At 72.2% G+C, this 22,824-nt stretch carries 20 protein-coding genes; 9 read left to right on the forward strand and 11 right to left on the reverse strand.

Translation table 11 applies throughout. From position 1 onward, the window contains the following. The first annotated feature begins 43 nt into the window (after window positions 1-43). From ASD16_RS18295 to ASD16_RS18325, 7 genes are all read left to right on the forward strand, one after another. Window positions 44-1,006: a carbohydrate ABC transporter permease gene (locus ASD16_RS18295; RefSeq protein WP_082570983.1), complete on the forward strand. Its 963-nt coding sequence runs from the start codon at window positions 44-46 to the stop codon at window positions 1,004-1,006. A gap of 1 nt (window position 1,007) precedes the next feature. Further along, window positions 1,008-1,892, forward strand: coding sequence for a carbohydrate ABC transporter permease (locus tag ASD16_RS18300; protein WP_082570984.1), 885 nt, complete (start codon window positions 1,008-1,010; stop codon window positions 1,890-1,892). 53 nt (window positions 1,893-1,945) lie between these two features. Beyond that, complete coding sequence (locus ASD16_RS18305; protein WP_235523414.1) at window positions 1,946-2,806, forward strand: ketose-bisphosphate aldolase; 861 nt, start codon at window positions 1,946-1,948, stop codon at window positions 2,804-2,806. A 33-nt stretch (window positions 2,807-2,839) separates the two neighbouring features. After that, on the forward strand, window positions 2,840-4,030 hold the full coding sequence (locus ASD16_RS18310; protein ID WP_055921069.1) for an ADP-dependent glucokinase/phosphofructokinase: 1,191 nt from the start codon (window positions 2,840-2,842) through the stop codon (window positions 4,028-4,030). Next, window positions 4,027-4,971 (forward strand): DUF4432 family protein, encoded by a 945-nt coding sequence (locus ASD16_RS18315; RefSeq protein ID WP_055921072.1) that lies wholly within the window; start codon window positions 4,027-4,029, stop codon window positions 4,969-4,971. Before ASD16_RS18310 ends, ASD16_RS18315 begins: the two co-directional genes overlap by 4 nt. Then, window positions 4,968-5,945, forward strand: a complete 978-nt coding sequence (locus ASD16_RS18320; RefSeq protein WP_055921075.1) for a class I mannose-6-phosphate isomerase — start codon at window positions 4,968-4,970, stop codon at window positions 5,943-5,945. Before ASD16_RS18315 ends, ASD16_RS18320 begins: the two co-directional genes overlap by 4 nt. Window positions 5,946-6,097: 152 nt before the next feature. After that, window positions 6,098-7,354, forward strand: coding sequence for an alkaline phosphatase (locus tag ASD16_RS18325; RefSeq protein WP_235523418.1), 1,257 nt, complete (start codon window positions 6,098-6,100; stop codon window positions 7,352-7,354). Window position 7,355: 1 nt separating this feature from the next. On the opposite strand, the gene ASD16_RS18330 is transcribed toward ASD16_RS18325, so the two are convergent. The 6 genes from ASD16_RS18330 to ASD16_RS18355 all read right to left on the reverse strand — a co-directional run bounded on the left by ASD16_RS18330 (window position 7,356) and on the right by ASD16_RS18355 (window position 15,124). Continuing rightward, entirely contained in the window at window positions 7,356-9,260 is a 1,905-nt protein-coding gene (locus tag ASD16_RS18330; RefSeq protein ID WP_055921083.1) for a DUF4056 domain-containing protein, read from the reverse strand. A 10-nt stretch (window positions 9,261-9,270) separates the two neighbouring features. Then, window positions 9,271-10,548 carry a hypothetical protein gene (locus ASD16_RS18335; protein ID WP_055921087.1) on the reverse strand — a complete coding sequence of 426 codons (1,278 nt, stop codon included), beginning with the start codon at window positions 10,546-10,548 and terminating at the stop codon, window positions 9,271-9,273. A gap of 10 nt (window positions 10,549-10,558) precedes the next feature. Next, window positions 10,559-11,158 (reverse strand): hypothetical protein, encoded by a 600-nt coding sequence (locus tag ASD16_RS18340; protein WP_055921090.1) that lies wholly within the window; start codon window positions 11,156-11,158, stop codon window positions 10,559-10,561. Between the two features lie 26 nt (window positions 11,159-11,184). Further along, window positions 11,185-12,465, reverse strand: a complete 1,281-nt coding sequence (locus ASD16_RS18345; protein WP_200943003.1) for a hypothetical protein — start codon at window positions 12,463-12,465, stop codon at window positions 11,185-11,187. Continuing rightward, window positions 12,449-14,797, reverse strand: a complete 2,349-nt coding sequence (locus ASD16_RS18350) for a hypothetical protein (protein WP_157454020.1) — start codon at window positions 14,795-14,797, stop codon at window positions 12,449-12,451. Before ASD16_RS18350 ends, ASD16_RS18345 begins: the two co-directional genes overlap by 17 nt. Window positions 14,798-14,872: 75 nt before the next feature. Continuing rightward, window positions 14,873-15,124 carry a hypothetical protein gene (locus ASD16_RS18355; RefSeq protein ID WP_157454021.1) on the reverse strand — a complete coding sequence of 84 codons (252 nt, stop codon included), beginning with the start codon at window positions 15,122-15,124 and terminating at the stop codon, window positions 14,873-14,875. A gap of 117 nt (window positions 15,125-15,241) precedes the next feature. Here ASD16_RS18355 and ASD16_RS18360 point away from each other — a divergent pair, with 117 nt between their 5' ends. Further along, complete coding sequence (locus ASD16_RS18360) at window positions 15,242-16,048, forward strand: BTAD domain-containing putative transcriptional regulator (protein ID WP_055921100.1); 807 nt, start codon at window positions 15,242-15,244, stop codon at window positions 16,046-16,048. 48 nt (window positions 16,049-16,096) lie between these two features. Here the strand turns inward: ASD16_RS18360 and ASD16_RS18365 are convergent, their stop codons facing one another. Both ASD16_RS18365 and ASD16_RS18370 read right to left on the reverse strand, forming a co-directional pair. Continuing rightward, entirely contained in the window at window positions 16,097-16,405 is a 309-nt protein-coding gene (locus ASD16_RS18365) for a DUF5808 domain-containing protein (RefSeq protein WP_055921103.1), read from the reverse strand. Window positions 16,406-16,455: 50 nt separating this feature from the next. Then, complete coding sequence (locus ASD16_RS18370; protein ID WP_055921106.1) at window positions 16,456-17,019, reverse strand: TetR/AcrR family transcriptional regulator; 564 nt, start codon at window positions 17,017-17,019, stop codon at window positions 16,456-16,458. Between the two features lie 55 nt (window positions 17,020-17,074). Between ASD16_RS18370 and ASD16_RS18375 the strand changes: the two genes are divergently transcribed. Beyond that, window positions 17,075-18,700, forward strand: coding sequence for an FAD-binding protein (locus ASD16_RS18375; protein ID WP_055921109.1), 1,626 nt, complete (start codon window positions 17,075-17,077; stop codon window positions 18,698-18,700). Window positions 18,701-18,743: 43 nt separating this feature from the next. Here ASD16_RS18375 and ASD16_RS18380 read toward each other — a convergent pair whose 3' ends face one another. The 3 genes from ASD16_RS18380 to dinB all read right to left on the reverse strand — a co-directional run bounded on the left by ASD16_RS18380 (window position 18,744) and on the right by dinB (window position 22,824). Further along, entirely contained in the window at window positions 18,744-19,610 is an 867-nt protein-coding gene (locus ASD16_RS18380) for an alpha/beta fold hydrolase (protein ID WP_055921112.1), read from the reverse strand. Window positions 19,611-19,677: 67 nt separating this feature from the next. Continuing rightward, on the reverse strand, window positions 19,678-21,510 hold the full coding sequence (locus tag ASD16_RS18385; RefSeq protein WP_055921115.1) for a family 43 glycosylhydrolase: 1,833 nt from the start codon (window positions 21,508-21,510) through the stop codon (window positions 19,678-19,680). Between the two features lie 108 nt (window positions 21,511-21,618). Then, window positions 21,619-22,824, reverse strand: coding sequence for a DNA polymerase IV (dinB, locus tag ASD16_RS18390; RefSeq protein ID WP_055921119.1), 1,206 nt, complete (start codon window positions 22,822-22,824; stop codon window positions 21,619-21,621).

Consider the following 22,824-nt stretch of genomic DNA (forward strand, 5'->3'; position numbering starts at 1 on the left):
CACGACCGGCGCGGCCCGACCCCCAGGAGAGAGCCGCGAGCCCATGTCACAGACCACCACTCCCGCGGAGGCGCGGACCGCCCAGTCCGCCCCGCCGCCCGGCGCAGACTCCGCCCGGACGCGCACCATCGGCCGGATCAAGCGGACGCTGACGCCCTACGGATTCCTCAGCCCCACCGGGGTGCTGCTGATCATCCTGATGATCACGCCGATCATCATGGTCGTCAGCTACTCGCTGCTGGACCGGGTGATCACCAACAAGAACCCCGCGTTCGTGGGCTTCGACAACTACGTCGAGGTGCTGACCGACCCCGTGTTCTTCACCGCGGTGCGCAACACGCTGGTGTTCACCATCAGCTCGGTGATCGTGCACTTCGCGATCGGCCTGGCCTTCGCGCTCATGCTCAACTCGCCGCTGCTGAAGGACCGCACCAAGGCGTTCTTCCGGGTGCTGTACATCCTGCCGTGGCTGTTCACGGTCGCGATCGTCGCGGTGCTGTGGCGCCTGCTGCTCAGCCCGAACGGCGTCGTCAACTACCTGCTCGGGACCGCCGGGATCACCGACGGGGCGACCGAGTGGCTGGCCAGCCCGTCGACCGCGCTGGCCGCGGTCACGTTCATCAACATCTGGTCGGGCTACCCGTTCTTCATGATCTCGCTGCTGGCCGGCCTGCAGGGCATCCCGAAGGACCTCTACGAGGCAGCCCGGGTCGACGGCGCCGGCGTGGTCGCGCAGTTCCGCAACGTCACGCTCCCGCAGCTGCGGCCGATCATCATCTCGATGGCTCTCCTGGACTTCATCTGGACCACGCAGCAGTTCGCGCTGATCTGGATGACCACCGGCGGCGGACCCATCAACTCCACCGAGGTCCTGTCGACCTTCACGTACAAGCTCGCGTTCACCGAGTACGAGTTCTCGGTCGCCTCCGCCTCCGCCGTTCTCGTGCTCCTCATGTCGATGGTCCTCGCGTTCTTCTACGTGCGGCACCAGAAGGCGAGGGACTGAGATGACCACGCTGGCCACCCGCCCCACCACGTCGGACGCTCCCGCCCTGCGCACGCCGCCCAAGAAGACCGGGCAGAGGGCCGCACTCGTCGTCGCGCTGATCCTCGGTGCCTGCTTCGCCGCGCTGCCCGTGGTGTGGATGCTCTCGAGCTCGTTCAAGACCAACCCGGAGATCTTCGAGTTCCCGCCGCGCCTCATCACGCCGGGCTTCTCGTTCGACGCCTACACGACGATCCTCACCGACCCGACCAAGCTGCGGTTCTTCTTCAACAGCTACGTGATCGCGCTGTCGGTGACCGCGCTGTCGCTCATCGTGGCGGTGCACGCCGCGTACGCGTTCAGCCGGTACGAGTTCTGGGGCAAGAAGACGATCAACGTCGTCGTCGTCTCGGTCCAGGCCGTGCCGCCGATCACGCTGCTGATCCCGTACTTCGGGCTGGTCGTGGCGCTCAAGCTCTACAACACCTACCAGGGCCTCATTCTCACCTACATGGTGTTCACGCTGCCCTACGCGATCATCATGATGACGGGGTATTTCAATACTCTTCCCAAAGAGCTGGACGAGGCCGTCAAGGTGGATGGCGCCGGCCCGTTGACCGCATTGTGGCGCATTCTCATGCCCATCTCCGTGCCCGGTCTGGTCTCCGTCGGCGTGTACACGTTCATGATCTGCTGGAACGAGTTCCTGTTCGCCTTGACGCTGACCAGGACCGAGGACATGCGCACGGTCCCCATCGGCATCCAGCTCCTCATGGGACAGCACTCGTACGAATGGAACGAGATGATGGCGATGAGCATTCTCGGGTGCATTCCTGTCCTCGTTCTCTTCCTCTTCTTCCAGCGCTACTTCATCGGGGGGATGACCGCCGGCGCCGTGAAGATCTAGACCCCCCCTCCCTGAGAAACACCCACACAGGAAAGTTGATACACATCATGTTGATGAACGGCCGAGACCTGCTCGCGGTGGCGAACGAGAACTACTTCGCCATCCCCGCCTTCAACATCAGCGACTACGCGATGGGCAAGGGGATCTTCGAGATCTCCGAGAAGCTGAACGCCCCGCTGATCGTCGCGATCCACCCCGACGAGGTGTCGCACATCGGTGGTGACGCCCTGGCGGCGCTCATCCAGCGCGCCCACCGCTCCTCGGTGCCGGTCGCGATCCACTGGGACCACGGCGGCACCTACGAGCAGGTGCTCCTGGCCATCCAGCTCGGGTTCACGTCGGCCATGATCGACGCGTCCATGCAGCCGTTCGAGGACAACGTCGCGATCACCACGAAGGTCGTCGACACCGCGCACGCGGTCGGTCTGTCGGTCGAGGGCGAGCTGGGCACCATCGGGAAGCTCGACGAGCAGGCCGAGGACGGGGTCCTCGTCGACCAGATCGCGTTCACCGACCCGGCCGAGGCCGTCGAGTACGTCCAGCGCACCGGCGTGGACAGCCTGGCCATCGCGATCGGCACCGCGCACGGCCTGTACCCGAAGCACGTGACCCCGCAGCTGAAGCTCGACCTGCTGCAGCAGATCAAGGCGCTCCTGCCCATCCCGCTGGTGCTGCACGGCGGCTCGGGCAACCCGGACGACGAGATCGGCCAGGCGGTCAAGCTCGGAGTGAACAAGATCAACATCTCGAGCGACATCAAGGTCGCGTACCACGACAAGATGCGCGAGGTGCTGGCGGACGCCTCGCTGCGGGAGCCCAACAGCATCCAGCCGCCGTGCATCGAGGCCATGCAGGAGGTCGCCGCGCAGAAGATCCACCTGTTCGACGCCGCCGGCAAGGCCGACCTGTACTGAGCACGTCCAGACGCGAGAGAGGGCAGCCGACCGATGAGCACGAGGTTCGTGCTGGGCATGGGTGGGACGGTCGACTACGAGATCCGCTGGGACGCAGGCGTGCTCGAGCAGCTCGCAGCCGAGCACGGGATCGGACCCGAGGATCTCGACCTGACCACCCCGGTCGACTCCGTGCGCGACCTGGTCCGGAGCCTGCTCGCGTTCGTCCGCGACGGTGTCGGGGGAGAGCGGTTCGTCGCCTCCTCCGACATCGTCGAGGAGTTCGCCGCTCGGTTCGCCAAGGAGGTCACCCTCGGCGGGACGTGCGTGCGGGCGGCGATCGCGATGGACGTGCTCGGCCTCCCGAGCACGATGCACCTGGTCTCGATCGACGACAACGTCCGCCGGCTGCTGCCGGCCTCCGTCGACTACGTGTCGAGCGCGGTCGAGGACACCCTCGACCCGCACCTGATCGTGCAGTACCCGGCCGGGACGCGGGTCCGGGTGGGCGACGTCGAGCTCGTCTCCGCGCATCCGAACCGCGTGATCTACGCGAACGACCCACCGCACCGCGAGCTCCGGATCGCGGCGGACCTGTCCGACGCGCTGCGCACCGCGGACGTCTTCCTGCTCTCGTCGTTCAACGTCATCCAGGACCCGGCCACGCTCGAGTCCCGCCTGGCGCAGGTGCGCGACGCGATGCGCGCGCTCCCGCCGGACGCGCTCGTCATGTTCGAGGACGCGGGGTACCACGTGCCGGAGCTGAGCAGGCGGGTGCGGGACGAGATGGTGTGGTCGGCGGACGTCTACAGCCTCAACGAGGACGAGATGCAGGCGTACCTCGGGCGCGCGGTCGACCTGCTCGACGCGCCGACCGTCGCGAAGGCCGTGCGCGAGCTCCACGAGGTGGTCCCGGCACCGACGCTGGTGGTGCACACCAAGTACTGGGCGCTGGCGATCGGACAGCGGGCGACCTCGCTCCGGGCGGCGCTGGTCGGAGGGATCACGATGGCGAGCACCCGCTACTGGATGGGCGACGGCTTCACGGCCGAGGACTACGCGGCGACGGCATCGCTGACGCCCGGCACGACCGCTCAACGGCTCGTGTCCGACGTCGCCGACCTGCTCGGCACCGACGCGTGCGTCGTGCCGGCGCTCGACCTGACCGGCGTCGCGACGCCGACGACGATCGGCCTGGGCGACTCGTTCGTCGGCGGCTTCCTCGCGGCGCTGGACCGGCGATGACGACCTGGGGCCAGCTGACCGACGACGGCCGGGTCTCGCAGCCCGACGCGCTCGCGAGCGTCGAGGACCGCGGCGGGGTCATCTCCGTGCGTCTGGCCGGCGGGCTCGCGTTCGACGTCCTGCCCGGGCGCGGGCTGGACCTGGGGGCGACGTGGTGGGGGTCGACGCCCGTGGCGTGGCGGTCCCCGAACCCCGTCGACCCCGGACCCGGGCGCGACTGGGAGTCGCGGTTCCTCGGCGGGCTCCTGGCCACGTGCGGCCCGGACAACATCGGTGAGCCGCGCGGCTCGTCCGGCCAGCACGGCACCCACCACCTGACGCCCGCGACCGACGTGCACTGGTCGCGCGAGCGGGTGGCCGACACCTGGCAGGTGCGCGTGACGGGCACGGTCGCGCACACCTCGCTGGGCGGTCCCCGGATCCTCGTCGAGCGGTCGGTGGTGGCGTCCACGGGAACGCCGGCCGTCGAGGTCAGTGACGTGGTCCGTAACGTCGGCGACCGGAGCGTCGGCGTGCCGCTGCTCTACCACGTCAACCTCGGCGCGCCCTTCCTGCGACCGGGCGTACGCCTGGACGTCGATGCGGACGAGTGGGTCGCCCGGGAGCCGCTCCCGGCGGACCGCCACCCGCTGGTCACCCCCGAGCCCGCGCCGGGCCTGGCCCCCGTCGTCGCCGAGCACCTCGGCGTGCGCGGTGCCCGGGCCACCCTCGTCGGCGACGAGCAGTTCCCCGACCTCGTCGTGACCTGGACCGGCGCCACCCTGCCCCGGCTGTGCACCTGGAGCTGGCCGGCGAGCAACGCGTACGTGCTCGGCGTCGAGCCCACCAACGCCCCGCTGTTCGGCCCGGAGCGGGACCTGCCGCACGCCGGCGCACCCGTGCTCGAGCCCGGCGCGACCTGGCGCACGGGCGTCCGCATCTGCGTCGAAGGACTCGCATGAAGCCGCTGTACCTGCCTGCCAACCAGCCCGCCGACCGGTTCTACGCGGGCGGTCGCCAGATCGCCGACCTGCGCGGGAGCGGTCCGGCGGCGAGCCACGAGCCCGAGGACTGGGTCGGGTCGGCCACGTCGGTGTTCGGGCACGAGCCCGTCGGCCTGACGGTGCTGCCCGACGGCCGCCTGCTCCGCGACGCGATCGCGGCCGACCCGGTCGCGTGGCTGGGCTCGGAGCACGTCGCCGCGTACGGCTCGGACCCGGCCCTGCTGGTCAAGCTGCTCGACGCGGGCCAGCGCCTCCCCGTGCACGCGCACCCCGACGTCCCGTTCGCCGCCGAGCACCTCGGGCTCGCGCACGGCAAGACCGAGGCCTGGGTGGTGCTTGAGCCCGCGCGGGTGCACCTGGGGTTCGCGCGGGACGTCGGCGTCGAGGAGCTGGCCGGCTGGGTGCGGACGCAGGACACGGACGCGATGCTCGGCGCGATGCACGTCCTCGACCTCGCCGCCGGTGACGCGGTGCTGGTCCCCGCAGGGCTCCCGCACGCGATCGGGGAGGGCGCCCTCGTCGTCGAGCTCCAGGAGCCGACCGACCTGTCGATCCTGCTGGAGTGGTCCGGGTTCCAGATCGACGGCGCCACCGACGGGCACCTGGGGCTCGGGTTCGACGTTGCGCTCGCAGCCGTCGACCGGCGCGGGTGGTCCGCCGACGAGATCGCGCACCTGCGGGGTGCGACCGCGGCGTCGTCGGGCGACCTGCTGCCGGAGGCTGCCGCGTTCTTCCGCGTGGAGCGGTGGACCGGTCCACGCGTGCTGGCTGCCGGGCTCGCGGTGCTCGTGGTGATCGACGGTGCGGGAGCGCTCGACGGGGCCTCGCCCTTGCGACGCGGGCACACGGTGCTGCTGCCCGCCGCTGCCGGACCGGTCACGCTCGAGGGGGACGACCTCCAGGTCGTCGTCTGCCGCCCGCCCCGTCCGTAGGGCCTGCCCCGGGATGCGCGTTCACCCGAACGGTCGAACCATGGACGGCACGGTCCAGAACAGGGCCGACGCCGAGAGGGACGACGAGGTCCGAGGGACGGCACACGATGCTCAGCTCACGACACGCATGGTTAGGAGCCGGCAGCGCAGCCGTGCTCGCAGCAGGACTCACCGCCAGCGGGATCGCCGGTGGCGGTGACGGCCGGGACAACGGCCACGGCGGCGGCAGGGCCGTCGCCAAGAACGTGATCTTCATGGTCGGCGACGGACTGAGCATCGCGGCGCGGGACGCCACGCGGCTGGCGACCGTCGGCAAGGACGGCCAGCTGCAGATGGACTCGCTGCGGTACGCCGGCTGGACCCACACCGACTCGCTGGACCCGGAGGAGGCCGTCACCGACTCGGCCGCCGGCGCCACGGCCTTCGCCACAGGGGTGCGCTCGTACAACGGCGCTGTCTCGGTCGACGTGGACGGCAACTCCGTGAAGACGCTCCTGGAGCACGCGAAGGACCTGCGCAAGGCGACCGGGCTGGTCACGACGGCCCAGGTCACCGACGCGACGCCCGCCGCGTTCGGCTCCCACGTCCCCGACCGCGGCGCCCAGAGCGAGATCGCCCGCCAGTTCATCGAGGTGACCCAGCCCGACGTCATCCTCGGCGGCGGCGAGGACTGGTGGTACCCCGTGGGCGACCCGGGCGCCTACCCGGACGACCCCGCCGACCCGAGGCCCGAGGTGAGCAAGAGCACGATCGGGAACCTCGTCGAGCTGGCCGAGGGACGGGGCTACGACTACGTGAGCACCCCCGCCGAGCTCGCGGCCACGCAGTCCGACAAGGTCCTCGGTCTCTTCGCCAACGAGGAGATGTTCGAGCAGTTCCCCGAGGGCCAGGGCGACGAGTACGCCCCCGTCGTCCCGCTCACGACGATGACCGCGAAGGCGCTCGACGTCCTCTCGCGCGACCGGCAGGGGTTCTTCCTGCTGGTCGAGGAGGAAGCCATCGACGAGTTCGCGCACGCCAACAACGCCGGTCGCACGATCCAGGCCGGACAGGCGCTCGACGCGACCGTGGCGCTGGTGCGGGAGTACGTCGCGCAGCACCCCGACACCCTGGTGGTCATCGTCGGTGACCATGAGACGGGCGGGATGGCGATCGAGAACGTCTCGGCCACCGACGAGTCCGGCGACCCCGACAGCACCGACCCTGCCGTCCTGCAGAGCCTCGAGGACGGGCCGTTCCCGATCGCGAACAGCGACCTGGAATTCACCGTCGACTGGACGACCGGGGGGCACACCGGCGCGGCGACGCCGTTGACGGCGGAGGGCCCGAGGGCCGAGCGGCTGGCTCGCGCGCAGGACAACACCGACGTGTTCACGGTGGTGCTCGACGCGATGCGGGGCCGCCGATAGGTCACGGCTGGTCGTAGGACGCCCCATAGGCAGCCTTCGCCTGGGTCCTGATCGCGGCGATCCTGGCCGGGAACTGTGCACGGGTGAACCCGTTGCGGTGCGTGAAGTCGTACGTGGCCGTGAGGGTGATCGGCGCGGTGACGAACGCGGGCGTCGCCGCGTCGCTCGGGTGCCCCGTCTTCCACGGGACGCGCGCGAAGTTGCGCCTGCGCAGATAGGCCGGGCGCAGGATGCCGCCGGTCAGGCTGGTGTCGACCCAGCGGGAGGAGATGAGCGCGAACGCCTTGCGGGTCTCGGCGTCGGACTGGCCGTCCAGCGACACCAGCAGCGCCTTGAGCTGCTTCTCGGCCTCGGCCTCGAACGGTCCGCCCACGGCGAGCGCGCGGGCGGCCACCACCGTGCCGAGGTAGTTGGAGATGAGGTCCTCGGGCGAGAACGACGAGTTGTGGGCCCCCGGGGTCATCCCGGCGTAGGTGTCGATCTCGTGGGAGAGGGCGTCGTCGTCCGCGATGCTCCGGGCGAGGTCGATCCACTCGCCCTGCGACGCGGCGCTCGTGAGCTTCGCGGAGCCCTCGGAGGTGGGCACGGTGGTGCCGCTCGCCCCGTTGGCTGCGTGGATCGTCTGGTAGGCGAAGGCGGTCACCTCGACCACCTGCCAGAGGTGCCCGAGGTCGACGAACCCGGCCCTGCCGGTGTAGACGATGCCTGGCTGGCCGGCGCGGAAGTTCCCGAACGACGTCACACCGCGCAGGGAACCGGAGCTGAGCATGCAGCAGGGCCGGCTGACGGTGAAGGGCTGGGTCAGAGCCGGGCTCGGCGGAGCGGGCGGGGGCGCCTTCGTCAGCGGGAGCGACGACAGCGGGGGAGCGGGCGGCGCGAACTGCTCGGTCCAGGCCTCCACCGACTCGTGCCCGCCGCACCCGCACCCTTCGTCCTCGGTCAACAGCGTGGCCTCGTCGGACTCGTCCTGCTCGGCGGCGAAACCCGGGCCGTCGTGCGCGGACTGCGCCTCGTCCTCGCGGCGGGTCGGCCCGCCGACGGTGATCGTCGCCCGCGCGCGGGCCGCGATCGCACTGGTGTCGAGCCCGCCCGGGTCCCAGTGCCGGTTCCCGGGCACGTGCTGGTGCCCGCAGACGCCGTGGAACGCCGCCCACTCGCGGGCCGTCATGCGGCAGCTCGACTCGGCGCCGTAGCACTGGCGGCTGCCGGTCGGGGCGACCACGGACAGGTCGAGGGGGACCAGCCTGGCCACGGGAGCCAGGAGCCGGTCGGCGAGCCAGTGCAGGACGTCGGGGGTGACCCGGTGCATCGAGGCCGCGAAGCCCCAGAGCTCCACCTGGACGGCGTGCATCCGGTTCGTGTGCAGGGCCCCCGGTCGGGCCAGCGCGTACGCCGACCGGTTGAGGGGCACGGTCTGCAACAGCAGGTTCGCCGACGGCATCGCCCACAGGTGAGGCGGGTTGGTGTGACGGGCGGCGAGCGCGCGGAAGCCGTGCACCGACGGCTCGCCCTCGATCGTGTGGAACACGAACCGCCAGGGGGAGTCGACGTACTGGCCGCCGCCCGAGCGCGGGTTGGCCACCCGCTCTGCACCGGGGACCCAGAGCGCACCGCCCGGGCGGGAGGGCGCCTCGCCCGAGAGCATCGGCGCGACGACGGACTCCTGGACGGACTCCCACTCCTGGGACGTCGGCGCGTCGAACCCGTCGGCGTGGCTGCGCAGCGCCACCTCGGTCAGCGTCTCGACGTCGCGCGTGCCCGCCGCCATGGCCCGGCGGACCGCCGTCTGCTCCTCCGACTCGTGGGCCAGGGGGAGCTCGTCGTGCTCGGACGTCGGACCCGAGTAGGAGGAGAACGGGGAGAGCGACTCCGTCTCCGGGTCGTGCTCGGCCCACACCGTGCTCATCACGTCCTCCTCAGGGCCGGTGGCCGTTGGTGGCCAGCGCGGGGGTCGGCGAGCCCACCGGTGCGAAGCCTGCGGGTGCCGGGGCAGGGATCCGCAGCGGCTGCGAACCCGCCACCGCCCCGGTGTCCACCTGCACGTCCTTGATCCGCTCGCCCGTGGCGGACTGCCACAGGTTCACGACGTTGCGCATCTCGGCGCCCAGGGCGGTCGCGTCGTCGAACAGGACGGACGCGGCCGTCGGGTCGTCGAACGATCCGAGCTCGATCGCGCGCAGCAGGCTGGACATCGGTTCCGCCAGCTCGAACATCTCCCGCGAGCGGGCGGCGGGGGTCATGCCGACGCGCTGGGCGATCTTGGTGAGGCGCTCCGCCGGGCTGGTGGCATCCGCCTTGAGGTCCCTCACGATCGGCGTGTCCGTCTGGAGGGTGAGGTGGAACCAGCTGAGCAGCGTGACGTACGCGAACTCCTCGCGCGCCAGGAGCCCACCCTTGCGGCGGTTGTTGAACATGTCCCGCAGCGACTGGCAGAGCAGCGTGAGGTACGCAGGGTCCGTGGGGTTGGTCCCGGACGTGTTCGCGCTGTTCACCAGCCCGATCCACACCTGCCGGAGCAGCTCGGCCCACTTCTGCCGGAAGTCGGTGTTCACCCCCGCGCCGACGTCCGTCTTCCACGGCTGCTCACCGCCGGAGATCCGCGGAGACACCGCCGGGTGGGGCAGGTCCATGCCGAACATGCGCCAGTACGCGTTGCGCCGCGAGATGCGTGCCTCCGGCCGGGCCTCGCTCACGACGCCCCCGATGGAGAACAGCGGCGGGTCCCGGTAGAAGAGCTCCTCCGTCGCGCGCAGCCACCGGGTCCCGTCGATAGACAGCGGACCGAGCGTCTCGCCCACGACCAGCCGGCGGACCACCTCGAGGAAGATCTCCGCGACGCCCGTGGCCTCGATCAGGTACGCGTAGGAGAGGTGGTGCCAGACGAGCCCGATGCCCGTCGTCGGCGGACCGAGCACCGGCGACCAGAACTCGGTGTCCGGTGGGTCGATCCCCGACGGCGCCAGGAACGCGGGCGGGATCTGTGTGGGGAGGTCGAGGGCGCCGATGATCGCGTCGTCGCCCAGGAACGGCGCCTGCGACGGGGCCGCCCCCAGTGGCAGCTCCGGGACGAGGCGCGCGCCCGACCACGCCTCCTCGAGCCAGCGGCTCAGCTGCTCCGGATGGAGGAGGAGGACCTGCTCACGCGTCCCGCCGGCGGCGGGGTCGGCGTAGAGCTTGGCGAGGCTCAGGAACATGGCGTCCTCCTCAGCTGGCGGTGGTCGCGTCGGTCGCGGCCGACGAGGTCACGGGCGGGGTGGTGTGCGTGACGTACGCCGACGGCTCGAGCCGGGGTCCGAACGCCACGACAGGTCCGCGGCGGCTCCGCAGCACGACGATCGACCCGATCGTCTCGTCGGGCTCGAAGTCGCGGGGGCGGACCACCCCGGAGGAGCTGCGGGGGCGGTGCCCACCGAGCGTGGCGTCGACCGTCGCGCGCGCGTCGTCGTCGTCGTCGAGCTGATGGATCCGGGCCAGCTCGACCGTCCCGCGGCCGTGGAGCTCCACCCACGCAGCCGCCGGAGGGACGTCCTCCAGCAGGACGAAGTCCCGATACCTGGTCGCACGGACGGTCCGGGCGTCGAACTCCCGCCCGCTCCCGCGGCTGACCCGACCCATCAGCGTGCCGAGCGCCCGGTACCCGAATGCGACCCGCTGCCGGATGCGGTCCTCCTCCGACGTGTCGACGAGCGGGGACGCCGCGGGGGGTCGTTCCGCCAGGTCCTTGACCGCTGCGGTCAGGGCGACCAGCTGCTCCAGCAGCTTGTCGTCGGGTCGGGCGGCAGAGCTGGACGGGGTGGGGGACATCGGAGGGTCCTTGGTCTCTCAGGCGCTCAGGCGGCGCGGTCGGCGGTGCAGGGACGGGGTGCGGCCTCGGCGCCGAGGTCTCGGACCCAGGTGCGCAGCGCCCGCTGGTGGCCGTCGGCCGCGGTCGGGTCGAGGGCGACGCGGGACGTCAGCACCGCGAGGATCCGCAGCGGGTGGCGTCGGCGCAGGTACGACGAGGTGAGCAGCGTCCCGCCCGCCTGGGACTCGAAGGCCCGCAGCCGGGACGGTTCGACCTGCTTCGGGTCGAGAACGGCGGAGAGTGACACCCCGCGGAAGGCGCGTGCGGGGCGGCGCGTGCAGGTGTCGACGATGTCGGTCATCGCCTCCACGCTCAGGCGGGCGAGCTGCCCGACCTCCCCGCCGATCGCGGCCGCCGGGTGGCGCTGCGACCAGACCGTCGCCACGTCGTCCCAGGGACCGGCGCCGAACCAGCTGCGGCACAGCGCGACGTTGAACATGACCCGGATCCACGGCGGCGGGTGGGGGTCGCCGAGCCGCACACGGAACACGTCTGCCGTGGACCCGTCGACCACGTTCGCCAGGGCGACGACAGGCGCCCAGCCGGCCTGGCAGAACGCGTGCGTGTCCGCGGCGATCTCGCCCGACCAGGACTCCCACGCGTCGGCGAGCCCGGTCGACCGCGGCGCCAGCGTCGTGCGCAGCGCCTCCGCGAGCTCCGCGTTCCACCCGGTCAGGTGCGCCACCTGGTGCCCCGTCTCGTGCAGGAGCGCCGTCGGGAACGACACGTTGTGCCGGGTCAGCTTGATCGCCGCCGCGGGCGACGGGTGCGCCCGGTCCCACAGCTGGATCCCGGCGCGCAGGATGGACGCGCCGAGGCCCTTGTCGAGGTACACCAGCGTCGGCGGCGGGTCGATCCCCAGCGGGGTGAGCGTCGCCGCCATCGAGTCGGACGTGAGCGTGTCGTAGCCCCGCAGCAGCTCCCGGGTCGCAGGGTTGGTGCGGGTGGCGATGGCGTCCCCGTAGAAGTCGAGGATCGTCTCCGCCTGCAGGTAGCGCCGCCGCAGCCGCAGCACGCCCCGGCGGGTGGTCTCGACGTCCTGGCCGCCGGTGGCGGCCACCTCAAGGCTGCGCACCTCCTGCAGCAACGAGCCGACCAGCCCTGCGAGCCGGTCGCGGATGCCGTGCTGGAGGTACCGCTCCAGGCTCTCCCACGCCTCGGGCGCGGCCACGACGTCCAGGTCCGCGAGCGACTCCACGGCCAGCCGCCAGTGAGTCAGCTCCGCGCTCGTGTGCCGCCGGGCAGCGCCCTCATCCACGGTGCTCACCGGCTCGGATGCTCAGCACCGGCTCGGGCGCCGTCCCGCTCGCGAGCGCCGGCCGACCCGCGAAGGTGAAGGCGAACGTCAGGGTCACACCGGGGGCGGGGTCCTTCGCTGCGGTCGTCAGGGCCGCCGCGGACGTGCTCAGCTGCTCGGCCACGCCCTTGCCGACGGCGTCGGCGAGCGCGTCGGCCAGTCGCTTGGCGCCACCCTCGGGCACCGTGACCGCGTGCCTGGCCAGCATGTGGCGCAGCCGTACGGTCAGCGCCTGCCGCATCGCGGGCCCCACCAGCCCGCGCACCAGCGCGACGACCTGGACGTGCTCCCTCTTCTCGAGGTGCCCGACGAGCAGGTGGGCGTTGCGCTCGCTGACGTGCAGGTGCAGGCGCAGCACCGGCTTGGTGGCCGTGAGGTCCAGCCGGGCCGAGAAGGGACGACGACGGCGCATCCGCAGACCCCGGACGCGGACCCGGTAGACCCGCGGACCCCCGGCCGGCCGGTGCGCGGGGTGGCGCACCGGGAGCGGTCGCGACGCCGCGAGCTGCTCGAACTCCTGCGCGGCATCGGCGTACGACTCCGGGTCGCCCTCGAGCTCGAACGCGGCCAGGTGGCCCAGGCTTCCCCCGGGCAGCAGCTCGTACTGGTGCACCTCCGCGGTGACCGGCCACGCGCGCGCGCCGGCCTCGAGCAGACGGTCCTCGAGGGTCTCGCCGTTGGTGAACGTCACCGACCGGGCCGACGCGCGCGTCACGACGACCGGCTCGACGACGCTGAGCTTCCGGTACCGGTAGTGCGGTCGGGTCTGGCGGGGGAGCGGCACCCAGATGCCCCGCTCGCCCTCCGGCGTGGCCTCGGCCTCGACGAGCCCGGCCCGCAGGACCTCGGCGGGCAGGTGCCGGGTCGCCGCCTCGGTGAACGCCTCCTGGACCAGCGCCTCGAGCAGGAGCTCGTTCGCCGACGCCGCCGCGGGCTGGGACAGCACCTCGCGGACCGTGTCCTCGACCGTCGCGACGAGCGCCTCCGCACCGAGCGACCCGTCCGCGGCGCCCTCCGCCTCGAGGCCCAGCAGCCGCAGCCCCACGTCCGCCACGGGCCGAGAGAGCAGCTGGGCGGCCTGTGCCCCGATCATCGGCTGGACCAGGGTGGCCAGGAGCTTGGCGACGAACGCCACGACCCGCGGCCGTCCGATGACCTTCACCCCGAGCTTGATGAGCTTCATGGCCGCCATCACGACCGGCACGAACTGCTCCATCTCGGCCAGTGGCGTCTCGCGCGGGTCGGCGGCGACCAGCTGCCGCGCGAGAGTCTCCCGAGCCGCGTCGAGCGCGGCCACCGGTCCGCCGCCGGCGGCGACCCCCGCGCTCTCGGCCTCGAACTCGGACACCAGCTCCGCGGCGACCGACTCGTTCGGCGCCAGGACCGCCTCGGCGATCGCGGCGTCGAACTCGTCGACGAGCGTCTCGCTGCTCCACGGGCGTTCACCCTCGGGGGCGTCGGTCGACGGCGCGTCCGCCGGGGATGCGTCCGGCGACGGTGTCCCGCCGTCGGTGGGGGCGTCGGCAGCGGCGGGGGCCGGGGTGGGCCGTGCGGCCGCGCCGCCGAACTTCGCCGCGAGCCGGGTCGCGGCGGGACGCAGCGACGCCGGGAGCGTGCCGATCGCCTTCTTGAGCACCCGCTGGAGCAGCGGCCGCACGAGCTTCTTCAGGATGCCGAACAGCTTGCCGAGCGGCAGGAGCTTGCCCACGGCCCGCACGCCCTTCTTCACCAGCGTGCCGACGCCCTTCACCACCTTCTTGACCTTGCTGACCAGCTTGCCGAGGAACAGCTCCTGCGCGGCGAGCGGCCCGGCGGCGAGCTCGGAGTCCGACGGCAGGAAGCCGACGGCGGCATCGATCTCCGCCTCGGTCAGCGCGCCGGCGGGACGGTCCTGGAACTGCGTCTCGAGCGAGCCCAGGAGCCGGTCCGCCTGCGCCGCGACCGACTCCATCCACTGGGTCGCTTCCGACTCGCCGAGCGCCAGCGCCTCGCTGTGCTGGCCGTAGGCGCTGCTCGACGCCAGGTGACGGCCGGCGACCTCGGCCCCGAGCGCCTCGAGCGACTCGAGGAAGTCCTCGTCCTCGAGCTCGGCACGGAGCACCTCGTACGCACCCGCCTCCAGGTCGGCCTCGTCGATGCCCGCCATGGCCTCCCCGAACGGCGACAGCACGCCGAGCTCGGTCTCGACCTCGCCGACGGGACCGCGCAGGGACAGCACCGCGGGCGAGAACGGGCTGACCAGCGCGGTGGGTCGCGCCGGGCCGCGTGCTCCGGCTGCTGCGGGTGCCTCCACGACGTCCACGTCCACCTCCAGGTCTCCGGACCGACGCTACGAACCCCCCGTCGCGGCACCGTCGAGCCCGCGTCGCGCGTTCCGTCACCGGTCCGTCCTCGCTCCCGTCATCTCGTCCGGGCCGAGTCTGTCGTCGGGCTCGTCGGCGATCTCGAGAAGCCACGCGCGGACCGTCGACGCGGCCTCCTCCGCCGAGGCCACGACCCGGGCGGTGGGCTCTCCCGTGCTTCCCGACCGCAGCAGCCGGACCCGGACGGTGCCGTGCTCGGTCCAGCCGCGGACCACGATGACGGTCCACGCCGGCGTCGGTCGAGCGCCGTTTACGGCCCCATCCATGCGCGCTATGTTGGCCACTCGTCATCGCCGCCCCGTCACGGCCTCGTCTTCACCGCCGTCGCGAGGGGCGCACCGACCGGCGTCGTCGCCGGTCGGAGGACAGGACCTGGGGGCACCATGTCCGACGCTTCGTCGCGCATCCAGATCAGGGTGATCGGTCAGTTCGAGCTCGTGGTCGGCGACATGCCGAGCACGGTCCCGGTCCAGGCCCAGCGCGTGCTCGGGATGCTCGCCGTCGTCGGTTCGCCCCAGTCGCGCACGGTGCTCGCGGGAACCCTGTGGCGCGACCTGGCCGAGGAGCGGGCCAAGGCCAACCTGCGCAACGCGCTCTGGCGGATCCACGGTGCCAGCGACAAGGTCATGTGCTGTACGCGCTCGGGGGTGGGGATCGACGCCGGGGTCACCGTCGACCTGGCGCGGGCGCAGCACTGCGCACGAGGCCTGGTGCGCGGGGACCTCGCCGTCGACGACGCGCGGATGATCGAGATGTTCGAGAGCGACCTGCTCCCGGCGTGGGACGAGGACTGGCTGGTCATCGAGCGGGAACGGCAGCGCCAGCTGCGGATGCATGCGCTCGAGGAGCTCAGCGCCGCCCTGTGCCGGGTCGGTCGGTACTCCGAGGCCATCTCCGCGGCGCTGGCCGCGGTCGAGGCCGAGCCGCTGCGCGAGTCGTCGCAGCGAGCCCTCGTCAGCGCGCACGTCGCCGAGGGGAACGTGAGCGAGGCCGTGCGCCAGCTCGGCGCGTACCGCCGTCAGCTGGCGGCGGAGATGGGCATCGCGCCGAGTCGGCAGCTGCAGGAGATCGTGGACACCGCCCTGCTCCACGCGCAGTCGCGCGGCACCCGGAGCGTCGACCGGCCAGTGGCCTCGTCGGTGGGCCGGGCGCCGGTCAGGACCGGGGGGACCGCAGCAGGTCCGCGATGATCGACGTCGTTGCGCGGTGCACGGTGGGCCTGCGACAGGGCGGCTGGTTCAGCCGGCGGCGCTGACCCGCTGCCGGACGAGCTCGACCAGGCGGCCGACGTTCAGGGTCCAGCCGACGCCGAACACGCGCGGGCTGATCAGGTGCGCGCCCTCCGGGTCCCACATGCGCTCCTTGACGCGGGCGAGGGTCGGTACGCGGAAGTCGTAGGGCACGAAGCCGAGGGCGCCGTTCCAGGTCCGCTCCTCTGCCGGCTTGCGCAGCTCCTTGACGACGGCGGCGACCGCCAGCCCCAGCGTGATCAGCCGGATCAGCTTCTGGAGGTCCATCCCTGTCGCGCGCTCGTCCTGCGATGCCATCTCGACTCCTCGGTCCGCGGGTGATCACCCCATCGTCCACCCGGCGGTAGTCAGCCTTCCAGCACCCCGTCGAGCAGCGCCAGCGCCCGGGCCACCGCCTCTCGGGCCTCGTCGTCGGTGACTGCCGTCGCGACGACGCCGTAGACCATGCGCTGCAGCAGCAGGACGTCCTCGACGGTGAGGTCGGCGGAGACGAGACCGGCCGACTGGGCGCGCGGCAGGGTGGCCTCGACGAGGGCGGGCAGCCGGCCGGCGAGGTCGGTCTCGGTCAGGTCGTGCCGTGCCGCCAGGAACATCTCCACGAACGCGGACTCCTCGACGGTGAGCTCCAGGAGCCGCGTCCAGAGGCGACCGAACGCGCCCGCGTCCGGCGCGGCGGCGAGGGCCTCGAGCTCGACGAAGTGCTCCTCGAACACGGCGATCGCCAGATCGAGCCGCGTGGGGAAGTGGCGGTACAGGACGCCTTGGCCCACGCCGGCCTCCTGCGCGATGGCGCTCAGCGGGGCGCGGTAGCCGCGGTCGGCGAAGACGCGGCGGGCTGCGTCGAGCAGGGCGCGACGGTTCTCCGGCGCGGCGGCGGGGCCGCGGTTGCTTCCGCGGGTCGCGTTGGGCATGCTGTCATCCTAGACATCCGGACAGTGTTGTCCGGTTAGCAGAAGGAGCGGTGGAATGTCCGAGCTCATCTACGACGTCGTGGTGGTCGGGACCGGTGGAGCGGGCTTCGCCGCAGCCATGGGCGCAGCCGACGAGGGTCTGCGCGTGCTCCTGCTGGAGTCCACCGACAGGTGGGGCGGAAGCACCGCCATGTCCGGGGGTGGCATGTGGCTCCCGGATAACCCGCTCGGGCAGCGCGCCGGCGTCGGCGACTCCCGCGAAGAGGCCCTCACGTACATGGAGGCCACGATCGGCGACGACTACCGGGCCACCTCCCGGGCGCGCAAGGAGGCGTTCGTGGACGGGGTCGCGGACTTCGTCACCACCGCCGAGAAGTACGGCATGCGCTTCGCACGCGCGGCCGACTACCCCGACTACTACCCGGAGCTCCCCGGCGGCAAGATCGGGCGCGCGCTCGAGGTCGAGCCGTTCGACTCCAAGAAGATCGGCGCCTGGTGGAAGACCAGCCGCGCGCTCATGTCGCTGCCGCTCAAGACGGACGACGTCTGGCTCCTGAGCCGGGCCTGGTCGACGCCCGCCGGGTTCGTGCGCGGCGCGGGCTTCGTGTTCCGCACGCTCGGCGGGGCCGTCCGGGGCAAGCGCCTGGTGGGCACCGGAGCGGGGCTCGCGTGCTCGTTCATGCACGTGGTGGTGAACAAGCAGCGCACCCCGCTGTGGCTGAACGCGCCGGTCGAGGGCCTCGTGACCGTCGACGGCCGGGTGGTCGGCGTGCAGACGGTGCGCGACGGGCGCCCGGTGACCGTGACCGCGACCCGCGGGGTCGTGCTCGCCGCGGGCGGCTTCGACCACAACACGATCCTGCGGCAGAAGTACCAGGGCATCGACGGCAACCCGTCGGGGAACCCGGGCAACGTCGGCAGCACCCTCGAGCTGGCGCAGGACCTCGGTGCGTCGGTGGAGCTCATGGACGACGCCTGGTGGGGCGCCTCGGTGGCGCCGCTGCCCGGGACGAGCCCCGGCTTCCTCGTCGGTGAGCGGTCCATGCCGTACTCGATCATGGTCGACGCGGAGGGGGACCGGTTCGCCAACGAGTCGGAGTCCTACGTCGACCTGGGCCACCACATGCTCGACCACGACAAGGACGGCACCTACTGGCTCGTCGCGGAGGCCCGGCACGCCCGCCGCTACCTGCGCAGCTACGCCATGGACCCGCGCGTCACCAAGGCGATGGCGGCCGCCGGCACGATGGTCAAGGCGGCGACGCTGCAGGAGCTGGCGCAGGGCATCGGTGCACCTCGCCTGGTGGCCACGGTCGACCGGTTCAACGGGTTCGCCCGCTCCGGCGTCGACGCGGACTTCGGCCGCGGCAACTCGGCCTACGACCGCTACTACGGCGACCCGACCGTGCACCCCAACGCCAACCTCGGTCCGCTGGAGAAGGGTCCGTTCACCGCGTTCAAGGTCGTCATCGGTGACCTGGGCACCAAGGGCGGGGTGGTGACGGACGCCGACGCCCGCGTCCTGCGCGACGACGGCTCCGTCATCGAGGGCCTCTACTCGGCGGGCAACAACTCGGCCTCCGTCATGGGCCGCACCTACCCGGGTCCCGGCTCGACCATCGGACCGGCCGCCGTGTTCGGGCTGCGGGCAGCCCGGCACATGGCGCGCAGCGCGGACTGAACTGCTGTGCCGCACGGCCGCCGCGAGGCGGCCGTGCCGGCGCTCACCCCGCGCCGTCGAGGACGTGGCGCAGCCGCGCGGCGAACGCCTCGGGCTCGCCCGGCCGGCCGAACTCGTCACCGAGGAAGCCGCCGTGGTTGCTGGGGAAGACCGTCAGCTCCAGGCCGAGCTCCTCGGCCAGCGCCGCCGACGTGCGCCACGTCAGCGTGTCCTTGCTCTCGACCCCGCCCGCGACGACCACCCGGGTCGACGCGCCGGTCAGGGCGGCGACGTCCGGCCGGTACGCCGTGATCGCGTTGGAGGCACCCGACAGGAGCGGGTCGACGCGTGACCCGTCGTCGTCGGTCGGCAGCCCGAACGCGGACGGGTCGGGGAGCTCGCGGCCGAAGTCGGGCGTGAACTCGCCCTGCACGGAGGTCAGGGCGATGAACGCCGCCATCCCCGCACCCCAGCCGTCACGGTGGTACACCTCCTGGACGCGCTGCTCCGCGGCGAACGCCTGGGCGGCGTCGGGCAGGACGGAGAGCACGGGCGGCTCGTGCGCGACGAACGTGCGGACGTCCTCGGGGTGCGTCGCCACCAGGTGCAGCCCGGTGACGGCGCCCCCGCTGCTGCCGAACAGGTCGACCGTCCCGCCGAGCTCGCCGACCAGCAGGTGCAGGTCCTCGGCCTGCTGCTGGGGGGAGTTCGACAGGTCGCCGTCGCTGCGCGTGCTCCGCCCGAGGCCGCGCGGGTCGTACGTCACGACCGTCCGGTCCGGGAAGTGGGACGCGAGGGTCCCGAAGCCGGACGCGTCCATCGGCTGCCCGATGAGCAGCAGCGGCACGGTGCCGTCCGTCGCCGGGAGCTGCCCTCGTACGTCGTAGGTGAGGGTCGCTCCCGGGACGTCCAGCGTGTGCGTCGTCTTCACGTCGTGCTCCTGTCGGCCGTCGGTGGCGTTACTCGCCAGTATCTCGTCGACGGCCGGTGCGCGCCGGTCAGGGCAGCAGGACGCGCACCGCCTGCGTGGTCCCGCCGCTGGTCAGCGACCAGGTCCCGTCATCGGTCGGCAGCAGCGTCCAGGTGCCGCACCCGGCCGCGTCGCTCGCCGTGCGGACGAGTGTGAGGTCGGAGCCCAGGCACGCGACCTGCCCGCCACGGACGTCCGCCTCGACGCTGCGCACGGTGTAGCCGGCGGTCCCGGCCACGGACTCCACCCGCCACTTCTGGCACGCACGCGCGTCCCGAGGCTCGAACGTGACCGTGCCGCCCCTCGGCCCGTGGCAGCGCGCCACGCTCAGCGTCCGGCGGTCGTCCGTGGGGCTCGCCAGCAGCACCTCGCCCACCGGCTCGACGCGGAACTGCTGCTCGCTGCCACCCGTCGGGGTGCTGATCGCCACGTTGGCGCCGGCGACGGGGCCGCCCTGGACCGTCCAGGCGCGGTTGCCCGGCAGCACGCTCGCGACCGTCGTCCAGCCGTCGCCCGCCGCGGCGAAGCTCCAGCGCTGGCAGTCGTTGTTCGGCAGGAACCCCAGCCAGCCCCACTGGGCGACGTTGCCGCCGTCGACGTTCTGGCACGCGCCCACCTCGGCGACGTTGTTGCTGAACCGGTTGAGGATCCGGGTCCCGTTCCCGCGGTCGGAGAGCTGCCACTGCTGGCACCGGTTGTCCAGGTCGAGCCAGAGGGCGATGTTCGCGCCCTCGTACCCGCAGCCGGCGTTCTCGACGACCGCCGTGCCGTCCCGGGGGACGAGCTGCACGAACGCGTCACCGTGACCGATCGAGCGGCTCGGGTTGATCGGGTCGCTGAGGACCGGCCACCCGTCGCGACCCCAGGTCAGGGTGCGGACGTTCAGTCGCGGCGCGCCGCCGTCGGTCGCGTCGTAGTAGTGGTTCACGAAGAGCCCGCTGCGGCCGTTCTTGTCCATGAGAAGGTCACCGCCACCGGCGCCGACGAACTCGTTGTATCCGCGCAGGATCTCGGTGCCACCCTTGTCGCCGAGCAGCGGGACGCCGTCGGCGTCGACGTAGGGACCGGTCAGGCTCGCCGACCGGCCGACGATGGTGCGGTAGTCGCTCTCGACGCTGCGGCAGCAGTAGTCCCAGGACACGAACAGGTAGTAGTAGCCGTCGTGGAACGCGATCGTCGGGTTCTCCTCGGCGTTCGGGGCGAACTGGCGCTGCGCGATCTGGACGGGCTGCGCACCGGCGACGGGCGTGCCGGTGGCGGGGTCGACCGGCACGACGTGGATGCCGGAGAAGAACGAGCCCCACGACAGCCACGTCGCGCCGTCCGCGTCGACGACGAGGTTCGGGTCGATGGCGTTGAACGTGTCGACGCCCGGCTGTGAGCGGACCACCAGGCCGCGGTCCTCCCACTGCGCGTTCGCGAGGGTGGGGGAGGTCAGCAGGCCGATCACCGAGTTGTTGGTGCCGAACTGGGACACCGCGTAGTAGAGGCGCCACTCGGTGCCGGACCAGCTCAGGTCGGGTGCCCAGGCGTCCCGCGGCGCGTTCTCGGGCGTCACGCCGAGCGACTCGAGCACCCAGGCCGGGAGCTCCGTGAGCACCGGGCCGAGCTCCTCCCAGTGCACCAGGTCGCGGGAGCGCTTGAGCGGGAGGTACGTGTCGTCGAAGGCGGCGTCGCCCGTGATCGCGACGTAGTACCAGCCCTTCTCCTTGACGATCGTCGGGTCGTGCGCGATGGGGTCGACCGGGCGCGCGGTCGGCGGCCGTTGCGCCGGGGCGGCCGTCGCTGGGGCGGTCACGCCGACCAGCCCGAGCAGGCTCGCGATCACGATCAGGATCAACGTCAGGGGAGTGCGCTTCATCGAGTGTCCTCTACTTCCACATCGTCGTGGGGGCTCGCCGTGGCACATCCTGGCACAGTTCTACAACGTTGGAAACGGTCAGTCCTACAACGTTGAAGACGAGGGAGGTCACGCGTCCGGCAGCAACGGCACCGCGATCCCCTCGCCACGGCGCAGCAGGCTCGCGCGCATCACGGCCTGTGTGCCGAACCGCAGCGCGACCGCGTCGACCGCCTCGTCCAGCCCGCCGTGGTCGGGATGGTCCAGGGGCAGGGCCAGCTGCACGAACCGGTCCGACGACAGCCCCGTCAGCGCGACACCCACCAGCGTGATCCCGCGCTCGCGGATCAGCGGCCCGGCGGCCTCGAGCAGTGCCACCGCAGCGGCGGCGATGTCCTCGGACGAGTCCGTGGCGGCGTGGAACGACCTCGACCGGGTGGCCTTGGTGTAGTCCTCGAACCTCAGCCGTAGGACGACCGTCCGCGCGATCCGGTCCGCCTTGCGCATCCGTCGGCACACCCGGTCGACGAGCCCGAGCAGGGCGGCGCGGACGAACGCCTGGTCGTGCGGCCCGTGGCCGAGGGCGCGCTGCGCACCGATCGACCCCCGCGACCCGCCGACCACCACCTTCGCCGGGGTCTGCCCGTGCACGACCGCGTAGAGGTGCCCGCCGCCGGCGGGGCCGAGCGCCGCGACGAGGACCGAACGGGGCAGGGTGGCGACGTCCCCGGCCGTCCGCAGTCCGTACGCGTGCAGCTTGGCCGCGGTCACCGCCCCGACGCCCCAGAGCATCTCGACCGGCAGCGGGTGCAGGAACGACTCCTCGTCGGCGGGGAGCACCAGCAGGAGCCCGTCGGGCTTGGCCACCCGGGACGCGACCTTGGCGAGGAACGGCGTGCGCGCCACGCCCACCGTGATCGGCAGGCCGACGACGTCGCGCACCTGGGCGCGCAGCCGCGCAGCGATGTCCACGGGCGGCACGTCGATCCTGTGCAGGCCGCCGACGTCGAGGAACGCCTCGTCGATCGACACGCCCTGCACCAGAGGGGTCGTCTGACGGAACAGCTCGAAGACGGCCTTGCTCGCCTCGACGTAGGCGTCGAACCGCGGCCGCACGATGATCAGCCCCGGGCACAGTGCGCGGGCCTGGCGGCCGCCCATCGGTGTGGTCACGCCGCGGCGCTTCGCCTCGTACGACGCCGCCAGGATCACCCCGCCGCCGACGGCGACGGGCCGGTTGCGCAGGCGGGGGTCGTCGCGCTGCTCGACGGACGCGTAGAAGGCGTCGAGGTCGGCATGCAGGATGGTGGAGCGCACGAACACATGTTCGAACAT

This window comes from Cellulomonas sp. Root485, assembly GCF_001426705.1.
Lineage (GTDB): Bacteria > Actinomycetota > Actinomycetes > Actinomycetales > Cellulomonadaceae > Cellulomonas.